Raw genomic sequence first — 14,853 nt, 5'->3', positions numbered from 1 at the left:
ACAGGGACCGATCAGGCCGCGACCGTTGAGGCCGTGATGGCGGGCACCCGTTCGGCGCGAAGCGGCGCGCCGGGCGGGGTGCCGTCGCCGAACGGGCGACCGCCGAGGGCTTCGCGACCGGATGCTTCGAGCCAGCCCCGTGCATCCGGTCCCTTGGGCACGATTCCGCTGGGATTGATGTCGCTGTGCGTCAGGTAGTAGTGGGCCTTGATCTGGTCGAAGTCGATCGTGTCGCCGAACCCGGGGGTCTGGAACAGGTCGCGCGCGTAGGCCCAGAGCACCGGCATCTCGCTGAGCTTGTTGCGGTTGCACTTGAAGTGGCCGTGGTAGACGGCGTCGAATCGGGCCAGGGTCGTGAACAGGCGCACGTCGGCCTCGGTGATGGTGTCGCCGACCAGGTAGCGCTGGGTACCGAGGCGTTCTTCGAGCCAGTCGAGGCGGGCGAACAGAGCGTCGTAGGCGCGCTCGTAGGACTTCTGGCTGCCGGCGAAACCGCACTTGTAGACGCCGTTGTTGACGTCGTGAAAGATGAGCTCGGCGACCTCGTCGATCTCGACGCGCAGGGCCTCGGGGTAAAGGTCGGGCGCGCCGGGGCGGTGGTGGGCCGTCCACTCGGATTCAAGGTCGAGCGTGATCTGCGGGTAGTTGTTGGTGACGACCTTGCCCGAGGGCACGTCGACGATGACCGGTACGGTGATGCCGCGCGGGTAATCGGGAAAGCGCGCGAAGTAGGCATCCTGAATGCGTTCGATGCCGAGCACCGGGTCGACGGCGCCCGGATCGAGATCGAAGGTCCAGCTGTTCTTGTCGTGGGTCGGGCCAGGCAAGCCGAGGGAGATGACGCCCTCGAGGCCGAGCAGTCGACGCACGATCGCGGTGCGGTTCGCCCACGGGCAGGCGCGGGCGGCCACGAGGCGGTACCGGCCCGCTTCGACCGGCCAGCCGTCGCGGCCGTCGCGGGTGATGCGGTCTTCGATGTAGTTGGTGTCACGGTTGAAGGGCTGGCCGGGCTCGATGTAGTTCGGTGTGAGCGTGCTCGGTGTGAGCGTGCTCGGTGCGGGGTTCGGGGTCGTCATGGCTCCACGCTACCCGCAGCGTACGCTGCAACCTGTTCGGCGATCTCGGCGTCGGTGCGGGCGTCGAAGATGCCCCACATCATGTGGGTGGGACCGCTGCCGTCGCTGCGCGGCGCGGATGCCCGGCTCACCCAGCGTTGGGTGAGGGCGGCGGCGCCGAGCGCGGTCAGTGACGGTGCAACGCGTTTCCTGATGATCTTGCCCGCGTACACGGCGCCGTCGTCGGCGAGTCGCCAGCCGCGTTTGTGGGCGAGCACCTGAGCGATTTCCTCCTCGGTCAGCCACTGGGAAAAACTGCGGCTGGGCGGGTCGATGGCGGTCAGCTTCATGCAGGCAACTGTATCGAATGGTGACTGGTGTATCGAATGGTGACTGGTGTATCGAATGGTGACTGGTGTATCGAATGGTGACCGGTGTCTCGAAGGTGCCTGGGTTGCGACTGGCCCTGCCCCGAACGTGGGCTGACCGGTCGTTAAGCCCCGCCGATATGTTCGATGAATGACCGTCATCCCGCGTTCCTCGCCGCGCGATCGACTGTTTTCCGGCGGCCTGAGCATGCACATGCAGCCCATCGTCGATCTGCAAACCGGGTTGCTGAACCGCGTCGAGGCGCTCGCCCGGCTGAACCTCGCCGACGGCACGGTGATGTATCCCGACGACTTTCTGCCGCCGCTGACCGCGTCAGAACTCGATCGGCTGTTTCGTGAGGGCCTCGACCAGTCGCTCGCCTATCTGGCCAGCTGGGACGCCCTCGGAGTCGAGGTCACCGTATCCGTCAATGTGGCGCCCGCGACCCTGCTGCACGCCGACTGCCTGCGCTGGGTCAGCGAGGCTCTGCAACGCCACGCCATTGAACCGCGGCGGCTCGAGCTCGAGCTGCTCGAATCCCAGACGATGAACCAGTCGGGTCAGCGTGACGTTGTGGAGCACCTCCTGGAAATCGGGGTGGGGCTCGCGATGGACGACCTCGGCAGTGGCTACAGCAGCCTGAAGCGATTGGCGACGCTGCCGTTTCGGTCGATCAAGCTGGACCGTGACCTGCTGGTGGACATTCGGCGGCGGCCGACCGAGACCCTCAGCCTGATCGCTACGCTGCGCCAGCTCGGGCGCGATTTCGGAGTCACGGTCGTCGTGGAGGGGCTCGAGGACGAGGGCATGGCCGAGGCGGCAACGGTGCTCGGCGTGGCGCTCGGCCAGGGCTACTTTCTGGCCCGACCAATGCCGCCCGAGGCCGTACCCGACTGGATCGCGAGCTATCGGTACCCGCTGCGGGCCGGAACAATCGTCACCAACCTCGGCGCGCTCGCCTACCACTGGCAGTATTCGCGCTGGGACTGGCCTCATCTGGCGACCCTGCACGAGTGCCCACTGACCGCGTACCTGACGAAAGCGCTGACCGGCACCGGCACGGGCACAGGCACGACGGGCACGGCGACGGATGCCGCCGCGGTGCGACGCTGGCATGCCCTGCAGCACAGCGGTGACGGCTCCCACCTGGTGGCCGGCCAGCAGCTTGTGGACTGGCTCGTGCAGCGGGTGCGCGCGGAGGGAGCGCCCGACGCGGGGTGGGACGCAGCGTCAACTCGTCGGATTGCCGATTTCGGTTCATAATCGAGCAGCACGCGAATTCGCATCCCCACACACCGACCCGTACCTACGATCGAGGAGATCCCATGAGCAGCACCCTGAATCCCTACCTGTCCTTCCGTGACGGTGCCCGCACCGCGATGGATTTCTATCATGGCGTGTTTGGCGGAAACCTCACCGTCAGCACCTTCGGCGAAATGCATGCCAGCGAGGACCCGGCGGAGCAGGAGAAGATCATGCACTCGGAGCTGACGACCGACGCCGGTTTCACGCTCATGGCCTCTGACACTCCCAATTCGATGGAGTACACGGCGGGCAGCTCCATCTCCGTGTCGCTCAGCGGCGACGATGATGCCGAACTGCGCCGCTACTGGGACGGCCTCGCTCAGGGCGGCGTCATCGCCCTGCCGCTCGAGAAGGCTCCGTGGGGTGACAGCTTCGGCATGATCCACGACCAATTCGGCATCAACTGGATGGTCAACATCCTCGGCCCGAAGGAGTAGAGCCTGGCCGGGCGCTAGGCCACTTCGACGACGTCGGGCGCGACGAGTTCGCCCGGTGTCGTCGGTCGGGCGATGAGAAATCCCTGTACCGTGTCGCAGCCGAGATCACGCAGAATCGTCAGTTGTGCCATGCGTTCGATTCCTTCAGCGGTCACCGTCAGCCCGAGCGCGTGCGCGGTACTGATGAGCCCGCCCACGAGCAGGGCGTCGGAGGTCGACGTGTCAATGTCGTCTACGAAAGACTTGTCGATCTTGAGCACGTTGAGCGGCAACGCCCGCAGCATGGCCAGGGACGAGTGCCCCGTTCCGTAGTCGTCGAGCGCGATTCCGATTCCCGCCGCACGCAGTTGGTTCAGCTGATCGATGGCCCGGGGCATGTCGGCGATGGCCGAGCTCTCGGTGATCTCCACCTGAATCAGGCGTGCCGGAATGCCGTGTCTGGCCAGAGCCGCCGTGAGATCGGGCACAAGCGTCAGCGCTGCCAACTGGAGTGGCGATACGTTGAGGGCAATCCGGCGTGGTACGCCGGCGTCGACCCAGAGCCGGGCCTGCTCACAGACCCGGTCGATGACCCATCGACCCACTCGGTGAATATCTCCCGACAGCTCCATGATCGGGATGAACTCGTTCGGTGGCACCGAGCCGAGTTCCTCGTCTGTCCACCTCAGCAAGGCTTCAACGGCTGAGTACTGCCCGCTGCGGATATCGAGTTGCGGTTGAAAGTTCAGCGTGAAGGCCTGAGAAGCGACGGCATGTTGCAGGCGCCGACGAATGCTCGCGTTGCGGGCGATCGGTGCAGTCTCACCGCGCCCATCGAGTCGGGCAACCTGATGACGACCGGCGTTCTTGGCCTTGAGCATTGCCGCGTCGGCCTCACGCAGCAGGGCTTCCAGCGGGCTGAGGTCGGAGTCGTCGGGCATGTCGTTAAGCAGGGCGATCCCGACCGAAGCCGAGAGGTAGAGCAGGTGCCCGTCGGAGGCAAACGGCGCCGCAGCCGCCGTCACGATGCGTTGGGCGATGTCCGCGGCCTCACCCTCGCTGATGTCCAACAGAAGGGCCGCAAATTCATCGCCGCCGAGCCGAGCCAGAACGTCGGAGTCGCGCACGTGGTCTCGCAGCCGATCAGCAAAGTCGACCAGAATCTCGTCCCCGATCCGGTGACCGAAGGTGTCGTTAATCGCCTTGAAACCGTCCAGGTCGATATACAGCACGCCGATGGTGCACCGGCGGTCCGCGGCGGCTGGTTTCGCTGGTGACGTGACCGCCGACGTGACCGCCGCCGAGAGAGCTGCCGCTGCCAGCAGTGCGGTGCCGCGATCCTGAAACTTGCGACGATTGGGTAGTCCGGTCAGGGGGTCATGCAGCGCCGCATAGCGAAAATCTTCAGAGAGGCGCTGGAAAACCTGCGACACGGACACGACGCGCGGGGCGGCATCCGTCATCACGATGACGTCACGATAGCGTCGACTCTCCGGCTGGTCGAGAATCAGTTGCGCGGCCTCAGCAAGTTCGGTGTGCCCGGGCACGACCAGTGTGTCGTCGGGGACCAGATCACCGACCGTGGAGCGGGTATGAATGGATCTTCCGTAGCCGAGCCGACCGGTGAGGGTGTATTCGACATGGTCCCGGGACAGGAGCGACAGGGTTCCGGAGCGCTTCACCACCAAGCAGCGCAGTGCGCGGTCGGATCGGAACATGCGATCGATATGCGTTGCGGGGGTGTCTGAGGCAATCAGGGTTGCGGCCACGGACAGGTCCACGAGACGGGTGGCGCGGTCTGCCCGTGGGAGTTGTCGACGGACGGCCGGGTGCGGGTTCATGTTAACTGACTACTCCGACACCGGTGCTCTCGGCGGTGAACTCGCCGGTGTTTACGCACTGTTCAGGTCTTGTCCTGTTCCGGCTGGCGCTAGGCCGGCCCCGGGGTGTGCTGGATGCGGGTAGGTTGTGCGCATGACGGGTGAGGCAGCATGACGAGCGATGCCGTGATGGTGTCCGTTCCCGCACCGTCGGGCGTGCGCGAGGTGCGGCTCTCGAGCCCTGAGCGCGTGCTCTACCCCGACCTCGGCCTGACCAAGCTCGACCTGGCCCGGTACATCATCGACGTGGGGGACGCCTTCGTCACCGCCAACGGTGATCGGCCCGTGTCACTGCAACGATTTCCGGCCGGCATCGAGGGCGAGCAGTACTTTTCGAAGAACCCGCCGAAGGGCGTTCCGGAGTTCGTCAGGGCGGTGACGGTGGTCTATCCGAGCGGGCGGCAGCATCCGCAGCTCGTGATCGATGAACCCGCGGGCGCGGTCTGGGCGGTGCAGATGAACACGATCGTGTTTCATCCCTGGGCCTCGCGCGCCGGTGCAACCGACCTGCCCGATGAGCTGCGCATCGACCTCGACCCGCAGCCGGGCACGGCCTTCGACGATGCGATCACGGTCGCGATCGAGCTGCGCGCGGTACTCGCCGAGGCCGGACTGACGGCGTTTGTGAAGACGAGCGGTAACCGTGGCCTGCACGTCTTCGCGCCCATCGTCGCCCAACACGAGTTTCTCGAGGTGCGGCACGCGGTGATCGCCGCCGCCCGCGAACTTGAACGACGGATGCCGCACCGGGTCACTACCGCCTGGTGGAAGGAACTGCGCGGCGAACGGATCTTCGTCGACTTCAATCAGGCCAACCGTGACCGCACGATGGCGGGGGCCTACAGCCCACGCCCGCTCGGGCATGCTCCGGTGTCGTGCCCGCTCACCTGGGACGAGCTTGAACACGCCGATCCCGCCGCGTTCACGATTCTCACGGTGCCCGAACGCCTGCGCAGACTCGGTGACCCCTGGTCGGGGCTGCACGACGCCCCCGGAACGATTGACACCCTGCTCGCCTGGTGGAGCCGCGATCTGGCGGCCGGACTCGGCGAGCTGCCGTTTCCACCCGACTTTCCGAAGATGCCAGGTGAGCCACCGCGGGTGCAGCCCAGCCGCGCCCGCCCGACGTAGCGCCGTGCGGGCTGGGGCGTGCGGGCTGGGGCGTGCGGGCTGGGGCGTGCGGTCAGGGCCGCGGTGAGCGGGTCGGGCGCAGCAGCAGCACCGTGAGCAGCGCGGCGGCGAGGGCGAGGCCGGCGACCATGCCGGCCGTGCCCGCCCAGCCCCAGGTCACGAAGAACACCCCGCCGAGCCAGCCGAACAGGCTCGACCCGGCGTAATACGACAGGTTGTACAGCGATGAGGCCTGGGCCCGGCCCACGGTGGCCTCGACACCGGTCCAGCCGGATGCCACGGCGTGCGCCGCGAAGAATCCCGCCGTCGCCAGCAGCACGCCGAGCAGGGTGAGGACGAGCAGCGGCGACAGGGTCAGCAGGACCCCGACGACCATCAGGGCGAGGGAACTCAGCAGCACCGCCCAGCGGCCGAAGCGGGCGGCGAGAATTCCGGCCTGCGCCGACGACCAGGTGCCGCCGAGATACGCCACGAACACGAGGCTCACGAGCGATTGGGGGAGTCCGAACGGGTGACCGCTGAGCCTGAAGCCGAGGTAGTTATATAGGGCGACGAACCCGCCCATCAGCAGGAACCCCTGGGCGTAGAGGGCCAGCATCCGCTTCGATTTGAGGTTCTCGCGCAGCAAATGCAGCAGTGGCGGGTGCGCGGGCGGCGCAGCACGGGACGCCCGGCGCGCGGGCCGCGGAACGAAGCCGCGGGAGGCAGGCACGAGCACGATGAACAGCACCGCTGAGATCGCGCACAGCACCGCGACAGCGAACACGCCGACTCGCCAGTTGCTGAACTCGGTGACCGGGCCGGCGACGAGGCGGCCGAGCAGCCCGCCGATCGACGTACCGGCGACGTAGGTTCCGGCGGCACGCGCGGCGTGCCGGGGCTCGATCTCCTCGCTCAGGTAGGCGATCGCGATCGCCGGCACCCCGCCGAGCATGAGTCCCTCGACGAGTCGCCCGGTGAGCAGCAGCGAAAAGGTGGGGGCGAACGGCACGAGCAGCCCGAACACGGTCGCGGCGATGACGGCGATCGCCATGGCGCGCACCCGGCCGATGCGGTCGGCCACGACCGACCACGGGATCACCCCGATTGCGAGCCCAATGGTCGAGGCGGACACGACGAGCGCCGAATCCGCGGCACTGACCCGAAGATCGTCGGCGAGATGGGCGAGCACCGCCTGCGGCGAGTAGAGCTGCGCGAAGGTGGCGATTCCGGCGAAGAACAGGCCGGCGAGCAGGCGGCGATAGTCGCTGCTGCCGTGCGAGTGGCCAGTCCAGTCGGCGGATGCTGCGGGTCGCCCCCGTCCCGCATCCGCTGCCCTCGCTGTCACTCACCCACAGTATCGGCCGCCCGGTGCGCCGGCCCGCGCGCCATCGTCGGCGAGAAGTGCGGAACGTCAGTAACATGGGCGCGTGAAACCGTTTCTGTTGCTGGCCACGCGCCCCGAAGACGAAGCCGCCGATGACGAATATTCCGGGTTTCTCGCCGGCGCCGGGCTCACGCGTTCGCAGCTGCACCGGGTGCGGCTCGAGGCCGGGCCGATGCCGGAGATCGACCTGGCCGACTATTCCGGCATCATCGTGGGCGGCAGCCCCTTCAACGCGGGCGATCCCGATGACGAGAAGACGGCGGTGCAGCGCCGGGTCGAGCACGAACTCGGGCACCTGCTCGACCGCGTGATCGCACAGGACTTTCCGTTCCTCGGCGCCTGTTACGGCATCGGGCTGCTCACCGCGCACCTGCACGGGGTCGTCGACAGCGCCTGGGGTGAGGAGGCCGGCCCGATCGAGATCACCCTGACCGATGACGGGCGCAGCGATCCGCTGTTCGCTGCGCTCGCGCCGAACTTCGTCGGTTTTGTCGGGCACAAGGAGGCCTGCAGCCAGGTGCCGCCCGGCGCGGTGGTGCTGGCGAGCGGTCGCGCCTGCCCGGTGCAGGCTTTCCGGGTCGGCCGCAACGTCTACGCGACCCAGTTTCATCCCGAACTCACCCGGGAGAGCATCGTCACCCGGCTGCGCATCTACCGCGACAATGGCTACTTTCACCCGGATCGCCTCAACGACGTGATGACGGCAATCGGCGCCTCGACCGTCACCGAACCGGCGAAGCTGCTCACCGCGTTTGTCGCGCGTTTCGGCGCCGACGATGCGACGGCGACGGATGCCGCGGCATCCGTGGCGCAGATCAGGTACCCGGGCGAAGCGTAGAAACTGCGCCCGGGCGGCGACCCTGCGCCGCGAGGCAGCGGAAGCTCGACGTAGGCTGGCGCCATGACGTTTCTGGCTGCGGCGACCCCGGTTGTCTACATTGTGCACGAGAACAACGACTGGATGCCGCCCCTGCTGGCCGGTTTCGAGGCCGAGGGTGTGCCGTACCGCGAGTGGATGCTGGATGCCGGCTCGATCGACCTCACCCAGGCCCCGCCGGAGGGCGTGTTCTGGTCGCGCCTGAGCGCGTCGTCACACACCCGCGGCCACGCCCACGCGAAGGAATACGCCCGTTCGGTGCTGCGCTGGCTCGAAGCGCACGGCCGTCGGGTGATCAACGGCACCCACGTCGTAGAACTCGAGGTGAGCAAGGTGGCCCAGTACGTGCAGCTCGGCGCGGCCGGGTTCGACGTTCCGGCCACCATCGCCGTATTCGGGGTCGACGATCTCGGCGCGCGCGCTCGCGAACTGGCCCTGCCGTTCATCACCAAGCACAACCAGGGCGGCAAAGGGCTCGGTGTGCGCCGGTTCGATAGCTACACCGACTTCGATGCCTACGTCGCCGGGGCCGATTTTGAGGTTCCGATCGACGGGGTCACCCTGCTGCAGGAGTACGTGCTGAGCGCCGAACCCTTCATCACCCGGGCGGAGTTCGTCGGCGGTCGGTTCGTCTACGCGGTGCGCGTCGACACCTCCGCGGGCAGCTTCGAGCTGTGTCCGGCCGATGCGTGCGTGGTCGAGCCGGCGCCCGGCCTGGCCCCAGCGGTGTGCGCCGTGCCCGGCGCGGGAGCCAGCCTGTTTACCCGGCGCGACGAGATCGAGGCGGGGCATCCGCTGATCGTGAAAATTGAGGCCTTCTTGGCCGAGCACGGAATCGAGGTGGCCGGCGTCGAATTCATCGAGACGGCCGACGGTCGTTTTGTCACCTATGACGTGAACACGAATACCAACTACAACCCCGACGTCGAGGCCGGCCTGTCCGAGGCGGGTGGCGCGCGATCGGTGGCCCGCTTTCTGGGCGGCGAACTCGCGGCCCGGTACTCCGCTGACTAGTGCGCTCACCGCGGCGCCCGTGAGATGGCACCTAAATAATTAGGTGCCCGCAGAGATGGCACTCAAAGCCGTTCGAAAGGTACGATAGTCACCTCAGTGCGCGCCCGCCCAGCGAACGAAGGAGTGCGTCATGCAGAACATCAGCCCGTTTCTGTGGTTTGACAACCAGGCCGAGGAAGCAGCCACGCTCTATACCTCCGTGTTCAGAAACTCCCGCATTCTTCAGGTGACGCGATACCCCGAAGGCTCGCCGGCTCCGGCCGGCACGGCGATGTCGGTCACCTTTGAGATCGACGGCCTGCGCGTGCAGGCCCTGAACGCCGGTCCCGCCTTTCAGTTCAGCGAGGCAATCTCGCTGTTCGTCAACGCGAATACCCAGCCCGAAATTGACGACTATTGGAGCAGGCTCACCGCTGACGGCGGCGAGCCGAGCCAGTGCGGTTGGCTGAAAGACAAGTTCGGGCTGTCCTGGCAGATCGTGCCGGCGGTGCTCGGTGAACTTCTCTCTGACCCGGACCCCGAGAAGTCGGGCCGCACCATGCAGGCCATGCTCGCCATGACCAAGCTCGACATTGCCGCGCTGCAGGCCGCGCACGACGGCACAGACCTCGATACCGCCTAACCGCACTACCCGCACTAGCCGCACTACCCGCACGAAAGGAACGATAAATGAGTGAAACCGATCCGCTCGGAGCCGAAGCCGAGGGGATTCCCGCTGATGCGCTCGATGCGTATTCGCGGGTCGTGACCGACGTCGCGGCGACCGTGACCAGACAGGTCGCCGCCATCGAGATGTTTCTGGCCACGTCCCGGGGCAATGCCCGTCGGGGCGGTGGCTCGGCGGTGGTCTTTTCCGAATCGGGCCATCTGCTCACCAACGCCCACGTGATCACCGGGGCATCGGCGGGCAACGCCACCTTCGCCGACGGCTCCACGAGCCCCATTGACATCGTCGGCGCCGATCCCCTTTCCGACCTCGCCGTGCTGCACGCCCGCGCTGGCCTCGTTCCCGCCCCCGCGACCCTCGGCAACGCCGACAGCTTGCGCGTCGGCCAGCTCGTGGTCGCCGTCGGCAATCCGATGGGGCTGTCCGGATCGGTCACAGCCGGCGTGGTCAGCGCCCTCGGCCGGTCGCTGCCGACCCGGTTCGGTGACGCCGGCCGGGTCATCGAAGACGTGATTCAGACGGATGCCGCCCTCAACCCGGGCAATTCGGGTGGCGCCCTCGCAGACTCTCGCGGAATCGTGATCGGCATCAACACCGCCGTCGCGGGCGTCGGCCTGGGATTGGCCGTACCCATCAACCTCACGACCCGGCGCATCATCGACGCGCTGCTGCGCGACGGCCGCGTGCGGCGCGCCTACCTCGGCCTGATCAGCGCCCCGACACCCTTGCGGCCGGAGGTCGCCGTGCGCGTCGGCCAGGAGATCGCCCTGCGCGTCGTCGACGTGATCGAACGATCGCCGGCCGCACGCGCCGGACTTAAAGTCGGTGACCTGTTGCTCTCCGCCGGACGCCAGCCGGTGCACGACGCGCAGAGCCTGCAGCGGCTGCTCTTTGTTGAGGCGATCGGACATCCGCTGCCCGTCACCGTGCTGCGCGGCACGGCCATGGTCGATGTCATCGCCGAGCCCGAGGAGCTCTCCGCCGTGCGCTGATACTCGTGACCGTTGCAACGTGACTGCTTCAACGCTCAAAACTGCTGCAACACTCTTAACTTCTTCATAGGAGGCCCATCGGCGACGCATAGCCAGCACTGGCTGGATGAACACTAACGAATTCGAAAACCTCGAATTGACCTGTGCCAACTCACTGAGTGTTCATCTGGAGGACCCCCATGCTGCAATATGCGATGATCGCCATTGACCTGTGCGTCATCAGCCTGCTCACATTCGGCCTGTACTTTCCGCGTCACCGCCGGCGGGACCTGATCGCCGCCTACCTCGGCGTGAACGTCGGCGTGCTGGCCGTCGCGATGGTACTCGCGTCGAGTGCCGTCGGCGTTGGACTCGGGCTGGGACTGTTTGGGGTGCTGTCGATCATCAGGCTGCGGTCGACCGAGATCGAGCAGCACGAGGTCGCGTACTACTTCGCCTCGCTCGCCCTCGGCCTGCTCGCCGGGCTGAGTGCGACCGCCACGACACTGAACTGGTTCGCGGTCGCCCTGATGGGCCTCATCGTCGCCGTCATGTTCGTGGGCGACCACCCTCGCCTCTTCCGTCAGTACCGGCAGCAGACGGTCGTGTTGGAGCGGGCGATCGCCGATGAGACCGCACTGCAGCTGCACCTCACCGAGCTGCTCGGCGCCCGGGTACATTCGGCGCACGTGACGCGGCTCGACCTCGTCAACGACACCACCGTCGTTGACGTGCGCTACGAGGTGCGTGAGCGGCTCGCTCGCCCGGCGGCTGCCCGTGAGAGTGCCGTCACCGAGGCAGCGGATGCCGCCGCCCGGCCCGCAGGCCGGCTGCCCGAGCATCCGCTGCCCGAGCATCCGCTGCCCGAAACGGCCGTGCTGTCTCGGATCAACTCGTGACCCGGCTCGCCGCCCCTGATCTGACCGGCCGTGATCTGACGGGCCGTGATCTGACGGGCCGTGATCTGACCGGGCCTGATATTCCCACCCACGATATGCCCGGCCTCGAATTGCCCGCCCTCGAGCCGATCGGCCTCGAGGAGCTGACCGAGCGGGCGAGCCTGCAGACCCGCGTCGATCGCAAATACGTGCTGCCGCTCGCCGACCTTGACGCCGTGCTCGTCGACCTGGCCGACGACACCCGAGTACTCGACATCGGGGGAGTGCGCGCGTTCGCCTACGAATCGATCTACTTCGATACCCCCGAGCGCACGAGCTACTTTCTGACGGCGCAGCCGCGGCGGCGGAGGTTCAAGATCCGCACCCGCACCTACCTCGACTCCGCCGCCACCTATCTGGAGGTGAAAACCCGCGGCGGGCGCAGCGTCACCGTCAAGGAGCGTCTGCCCTACGACACCGCAGACGGGAACCGACTCACGCCGGAGGGCCGCCGCTATGCCGACCAGATTCTCGACGAGTCGGGTATCGGCGGCAGCGCGGCGCTTGGCTTCACCCGGGCGCTCACCACCCGCTACCGGCGCACGACGCTCTACCTGCCGGCCTCCGAAAGCCGGGCGACGATCGACACCGACCTGTCATGGGTGATAGACAACGAACGCAGGCTCGACCTGCCCGAACTGACCGTCGTCGAGACCAAATCCGGCGCGCGGGCCGGTGCCGTTGACCGCGTGCTCTGGGCACACGGCCACCGCCCCGCCGTTATCTCCAAATTCGGCACCGGCATGGCGGCGCTCTGCCCCGAGCTGCCCGCCAATAGGTGGGTGCGGGTATTGAGCCGCTACATTCACCAGCCCGCCCCCACCGCTTGGAGCACCCGATGAATTTTCCCTCGACCCGCCGACGTGGTGCCTTGAGTGCCGTTCCGTTCGTGCTCGCCGTCGCCCTGCTCGCCGGGTGCGCTTCGACCCCGGCCGCCCGTACCGACAGCAGCAGTACCGACAGCAGCACGGCCGACACGGTCGCCGGTGCCACCACGAGCGCCTCCGCCACGGCCCTGTCCACCGCGGCGGAGGTGCTGACCGCCAACCTGGCCGTGACTGACACGAGCGCCGCCACCTGGGAAGAGTCCGCCGAGATCGCGGTCACCCTGGCTGGCGACGCGTCCTCGGCAACCGGCACCGGGGCATCCGGTGCCGTCTCGGTCAGTTCGAGTGCTGCCGGCGGCAGCACGGTCACGATCACCGCGGCCGGCACCTATCGGCTCAGCGGAACCCTCGCTGACGGCCAGGTCATCGTCAACACGGCCGATTCCGGTACCGTACGGCTCGTGCTCGACGGCATCGACGTGTCCAGTTCGACGACCGCCGCGATCAACGTGACGGATGCCGACACCGTCGCTGTCGTGTTGGCCGCCGGCTCAGAGAACGTGCTGAGCGACACCTCCAGCTATGCCGAGGCCGATGAGGCCAACGCCGCGCTCTACAGCTCTGCCGACCTGACGATCACCGGAACCGGGGCGCTGACCGTGAACGGCAACGGCAACGACGGCATTACCGGCAAGGACGGCCTCGTCATCGACTCCGGCACGATCACCGTCACGGCCGCGGACGACGCCCTGCGCGGCAAGGACTATCTGGTCGTCACCGGCGGAACCCTCGACCTGACGGCCGGCGGCGATGGCCTTAGTTCCGACAACGCCGAGGATGCGGCCGCGGGCTTTATCGCGCTGACCGGGGGAACGATTGACGTAATCGCCGACGGTGACGGCGTAGCTGCGGTGACGGATGTCGTCGTCACCGGCGGCGACGTCGGCATCGAATCCGGGGGCGGAGCGGGGGCATCCGTCGCCGACGACGCCTCGGCGAAGGGCCTCAAGGCCGGCGTGATCGTCGTGATCGAGGGCGGCACCCTCAACGTGGACGCCGCCGACGATGCCGTGCACTCCGACTCGATCGTGCACGTGGCCGGCGGCGGGCTGACCCTCGCGGCCGGCGACGATGCGGTGCACGCCGACGTCGAGCTGCTCGTCTCGGGCGGCACGCTCACCGTGACCGAATCCTACGAGGGCCTCGAGAGCGCCGCGATCACCGTCAGTGACGGAGTTCTCACGATCGCCGCGAGCGACGACGGCATCAACGCCGCCGGCGGCAGTGCGAGCGGCACCGAACGGCAGCGGGGCGGCATGAGTCAGGCCGGCGACTACTCGCTGAACGTCACCGGAGGGTCGATCACGATCAACGCCTCCGGTGACGGTTTCGACTCGAACGGATCGGCCTCGATCACCGGCGGCAGCCTCGTCGTGAACGGGCCCACCGACAACGGTAACGGCTCGCTCGACGTCGACGGAACCTTTGAGATCAGCGGCGGCTCGCTGCTCGCCGTGGGCAGCTCCGGCATGGTCGTCACGCCTGATTCCACCTCCGGCCAGGGGACCCTGTCCGCCAGCCTCGGGTCGACCCAGGCAGCGGGCACGGTCGTCACCGTCGTCGCTGCGGGTGGCTCGCAGGTATTGGAGCATGAGGCCGTGAAGGCGTTCCAGTCGGTGGTGTTCTCGTCGGCCGACGTCGTGGACGGCGCCAGCTACGAGGTGTACGCCGACGGCGTGCTCGTGGCCACGGTCACGGCGGGCGTCGCGGCCGCCGGCGGCATGGGCGGCGGCCCAACCGGCCGATGATCCGCCGTTGCGCGGGTGATGCGCCAGCGCGTGGGCAGGCCTGTGGTGAGTTGCGCGGGTGCTGCGCCGTTGCGCGGGATGCACACCACCCGCGTAGCGGCGCACTACCCGCGCAGCGCCGGGGCCGCGCTTGTGGAAACACGTTGCGCGGGTGCTGCGCCGCTGCGCGGGACTTGAGCCCGGGTGTGTGCCGAGCAGGGGTGGTTCATGGGGGGCGACAGAACCGTCG

The 14,853-nt window shown here is 67.5% G+C and carries 14 protein-coding genes; 10 read left to right on the top strand and 4 right to left on the bottom strand.

The features are described 5' to 3' along the window. Nucleotides 1–11 precede the first annotated feature (11 nt). Both E3T55_RS04590 and E3T55_RS04585 read right to left on the bottom strand, forming a co-directional pair. Entirely contained in the window at nt 12–1,076 is a 1,065-nt protein-coding gene (locus E3T55_RS04590; RefSeq protein ID WP_134518395.1) for a glutathione S-transferase family protein, read from the bottom strand. Then, entirely contained in the window at nt 1,073–1,405 is a 333-nt protein-coding gene (locus E3T55_RS04585) for a hypothetical protein (RefSeq protein WP_134518394.1), read from the bottom strand. Before E3T55_RS04585 ends, E3T55_RS04590 begins: the two co-directional genes overlap by 4 nt. Nucleotides 1,406–1,574: 169 nt before the next feature. Here E3T55_RS04585 and E3T55_RS04580 point away from each other — a divergent pair, with 169 nt between their 5' ends. Both E3T55_RS04580 and E3T55_RS04575 read left to right on the top strand, forming a co-directional pair. Then, nucleotides 1,575–2,687, top strand: a complete 1,113-nt coding sequence (locus E3T55_RS04580; RefSeq protein WP_134518393.1) for an EAL domain-containing protein — start codon at nt 1,575–1,577, stop codon at nt 2,685–2,687. A gap of 62 nt (nt 2,688–2,749) precedes the next feature. Further along, nucleotides 2,750–3,166, top strand: a complete 417-nt coding sequence (locus tag E3T55_RS04575; protein ID WP_134518392.1) for a VOC family protein — start codon at nt 2,750–2,752, stop codon at nt 3,164–3,166. A 14-nt stretch (nt 3,167–3,180) separates the two neighbouring features. Here the strand turns inward: E3T55_RS04575 and E3T55_RS04570 are convergent, their stop codons facing one another. Further along, complete coding sequence (locus E3T55_RS04570; RefSeq protein ID WP_134518391.1) at nt 3,181–4,986, bottom strand: putative bifunctional diguanylate cyclase/phosphodiesterase; 1,806 nt, start codon at nt 4,984–4,986, stop codon at nt 3,181–3,183. Nucleotides 4,987–5,136: 150 nt separating this feature from the next. Here E3T55_RS04570 and ligD point away from each other — a divergent pair, with 150 nt between their 5' ends. After that, nucleotides 5,137–6,156, top strand: coding sequence for a non-homologous end-joining DNA ligase (ligD, locus tag E3T55_RS04565; RefSeq protein WP_174775428.1), 1,020 nt, complete (start codon nt 5,137–5,139; stop codon nt 6,154–6,156). Between the two features lie 52 nt (nt 6,157–6,208). On the opposite strand, the gene E3T55_RS04560 is transcribed toward ligD, so the two are convergent. Beyond that, entirely contained in the window at nt 6,209–7,483 is a 1,275-nt protein-coding gene (locus E3T55_RS04560; RefSeq protein WP_134518390.1) for an MFS transporter, read from the bottom strand. Nucleotides 7,484–7,565: 82 nt separating this feature from the next. Here E3T55_RS04560 and E3T55_RS04555 point away from each other — a divergent pair, with 82 nt between their 5' ends. From E3T55_RS04555 to E3T55_RS04525, 7 genes are all read left to right on the top strand, one after another. After that, the gene (locus tag E3T55_RS04555; protein ID WP_134518389.1) at nt 7,566–8,360 is read left to right on the top strand and encodes a glutamine amidotransferase; all 795 of its coding nucleotides are present in this window, start codon (nt 7,566–7,568) and stop codon (nt 8,358–8,360) included. Between the two features lie 63 nt (nt 8,361–8,423). Beyond that, nucleotides 8,424–9,413 (top strand): ATP-grasp domain-containing protein, encoded by a 990-nt coding sequence (locus tag E3T55_RS04550; RefSeq protein WP_134518388.1) that lies wholly within the window; start codon nt 8,424–8,426, stop codon nt 9,411–9,413. Between the two features lie 130 nt (nt 9,414–9,543). Then, nucleotides 9,544–10,035, top strand: a complete 492-nt coding sequence (locus tag E3T55_RS04545) for a VOC family protein (protein WP_134518387.1) — start codon at nt 9,544–9,546, stop codon at nt 10,033–10,035. Nucleotides 10,036–10,082: 47 nt separating this feature from the next. After that, nucleotides 10,083–11,072 (top strand): S1C family serine protease, encoded by a 990-nt coding sequence (locus E3T55_RS04540; protein ID WP_134518386.1) that lies wholly within the window; start codon nt 10,083–10,085, stop codon nt 11,070–11,072. A gap of 179 nt (nt 11,073–11,251) precedes the next feature. After that, on the top strand, nt 11,252–11,950 hold the full coding sequence (locus E3T55_RS04535) for a DUF4956 domain-containing protein (protein WP_134518385.1): 699 nt from the start codon (nt 11,252–11,254) through the stop codon (nt 11,948–11,950). Next, complete coding sequence (locus E3T55_RS04530; protein WP_241992867.1) at nt 11,947–12,831, top strand: polyphosphate polymerase domain-containing protein; 885 nt, start codon at nt 11,947–11,949, stop codon at nt 12,829–12,831. The genes E3T55_RS04535 and E3T55_RS04530 overlap by 4 nt, the downstream gene beginning before the upstream one ends. Beyond that, nucleotides 12,828–14,624, top strand: coding sequence for a carbohydrate-binding domain-containing protein (locus tag E3T55_RS04525; RefSeq protein ID WP_134518384.1), 1,797 nt, complete (start codon nt 12,828–12,830; stop codon nt 14,622–14,624). The genes E3T55_RS04530 and E3T55_RS04525 overlap by 4 nt, the downstream gene beginning before the upstream one ends. Nucleotides 14,625–14,853 lie beyond the last annotated feature (229 nt).

The sequence above is a fragment of the Cryobacterium frigoriphilum genome, assembly GCF_004403305.1.
GTDB classification, from domain to species: Bacteria; Actinomycetota; Actinomycetes; order Actinomycetales; family Microbacteriaceae; genus Cryobacterium; species Cryobacterium frigoriphilum.
This window is presented reverse-complemented; position numbering and strand designations above follow the sequence as displayed.

What these genes read in the sequence shown, in the direction of transcription:
- E3T55_RS04575 (WP_134518392.1), top strand. Translation starts at nt 2,750, where the DNA reads ATGAGCAGCACCCTGAATCCCTACCTGTCCTTCCGTGACGGTGCCCGC.
- E3T55_RS04540 (WP_134518386.1), top strand. Translation starts at nt 10,083, where the DNA reads ATGAGTGAAACCGATCCGCTCGGAGCCGAAGCCGAGGGGATTCCCGCT.
- E3T55_RS04590 (WP_134518395.1), bottom strand. Translation starts at nt 1,076, where the DNA reads ATGACGACCCCGAACCCCGCACCGAGCACGCTCACACCGAGCACGCTC.
- ligD (WP_174775428.1), top strand. Translation starts at nt 5,137, where the DNA reads ATGACGAGCGATGCCGTGATGGTGTCCGTTCCCGCACCGTCGGGCGTG.
- E3T55_RS04580 (WP_134518393.1), top strand. Translation starts at nt 1,575, where the DNA reads ATGACCGTCATCCCGCGTTCCTCGCCGCGCGATCGACTGTTTTCCGGC.
- E3T55_RS04535 (WP_134518385.1), top strand. Translation starts at nt 11,252, where the DNA reads ATGCTGCAATATGCGATGATCGCCATTGACCTGTGCGTCATCAGCCTG.
- E3T55_RS04545 (WP_134518387.1), top strand. Translation starts at nt 9,544, where the DNA reads ATGCAGAACATCAGCCCGTTTCTGTGGTTTGACAACCAGGCCGAGGAA.
- E3T55_RS04550 (WP_134518388.1), top strand. Translation starts at nt 8,424, where the DNA reads ATGACGTTTCTGGCTGCGGCGACCCCGGTTGTCTACATTGTGCACGAG.
- E3T55_RS04525 (WP_134518384.1), top strand. Translation starts at nt 12,828, where the DNA reads ATGAATTTTCCCTCGACCCGCCGACGTGGTGCCTTGAGTGCCGTTCCG.
- E3T55_RS04585 (WP_134518394.1), bottom strand. Translation starts at nt 1,405, where the DNA reads ATGAAGCTGACCGCCATCGACCCGCCCAGCCGCAGTTTTTCCCAGTGG.
- E3T55_RS04570 (WP_134518391.1), bottom strand. Translation starts at nt 4,986, where the DNA reads ATGAACCCGCACCCGGCCGTCCGTCGACAACTCCCACGGGCAGACCGC.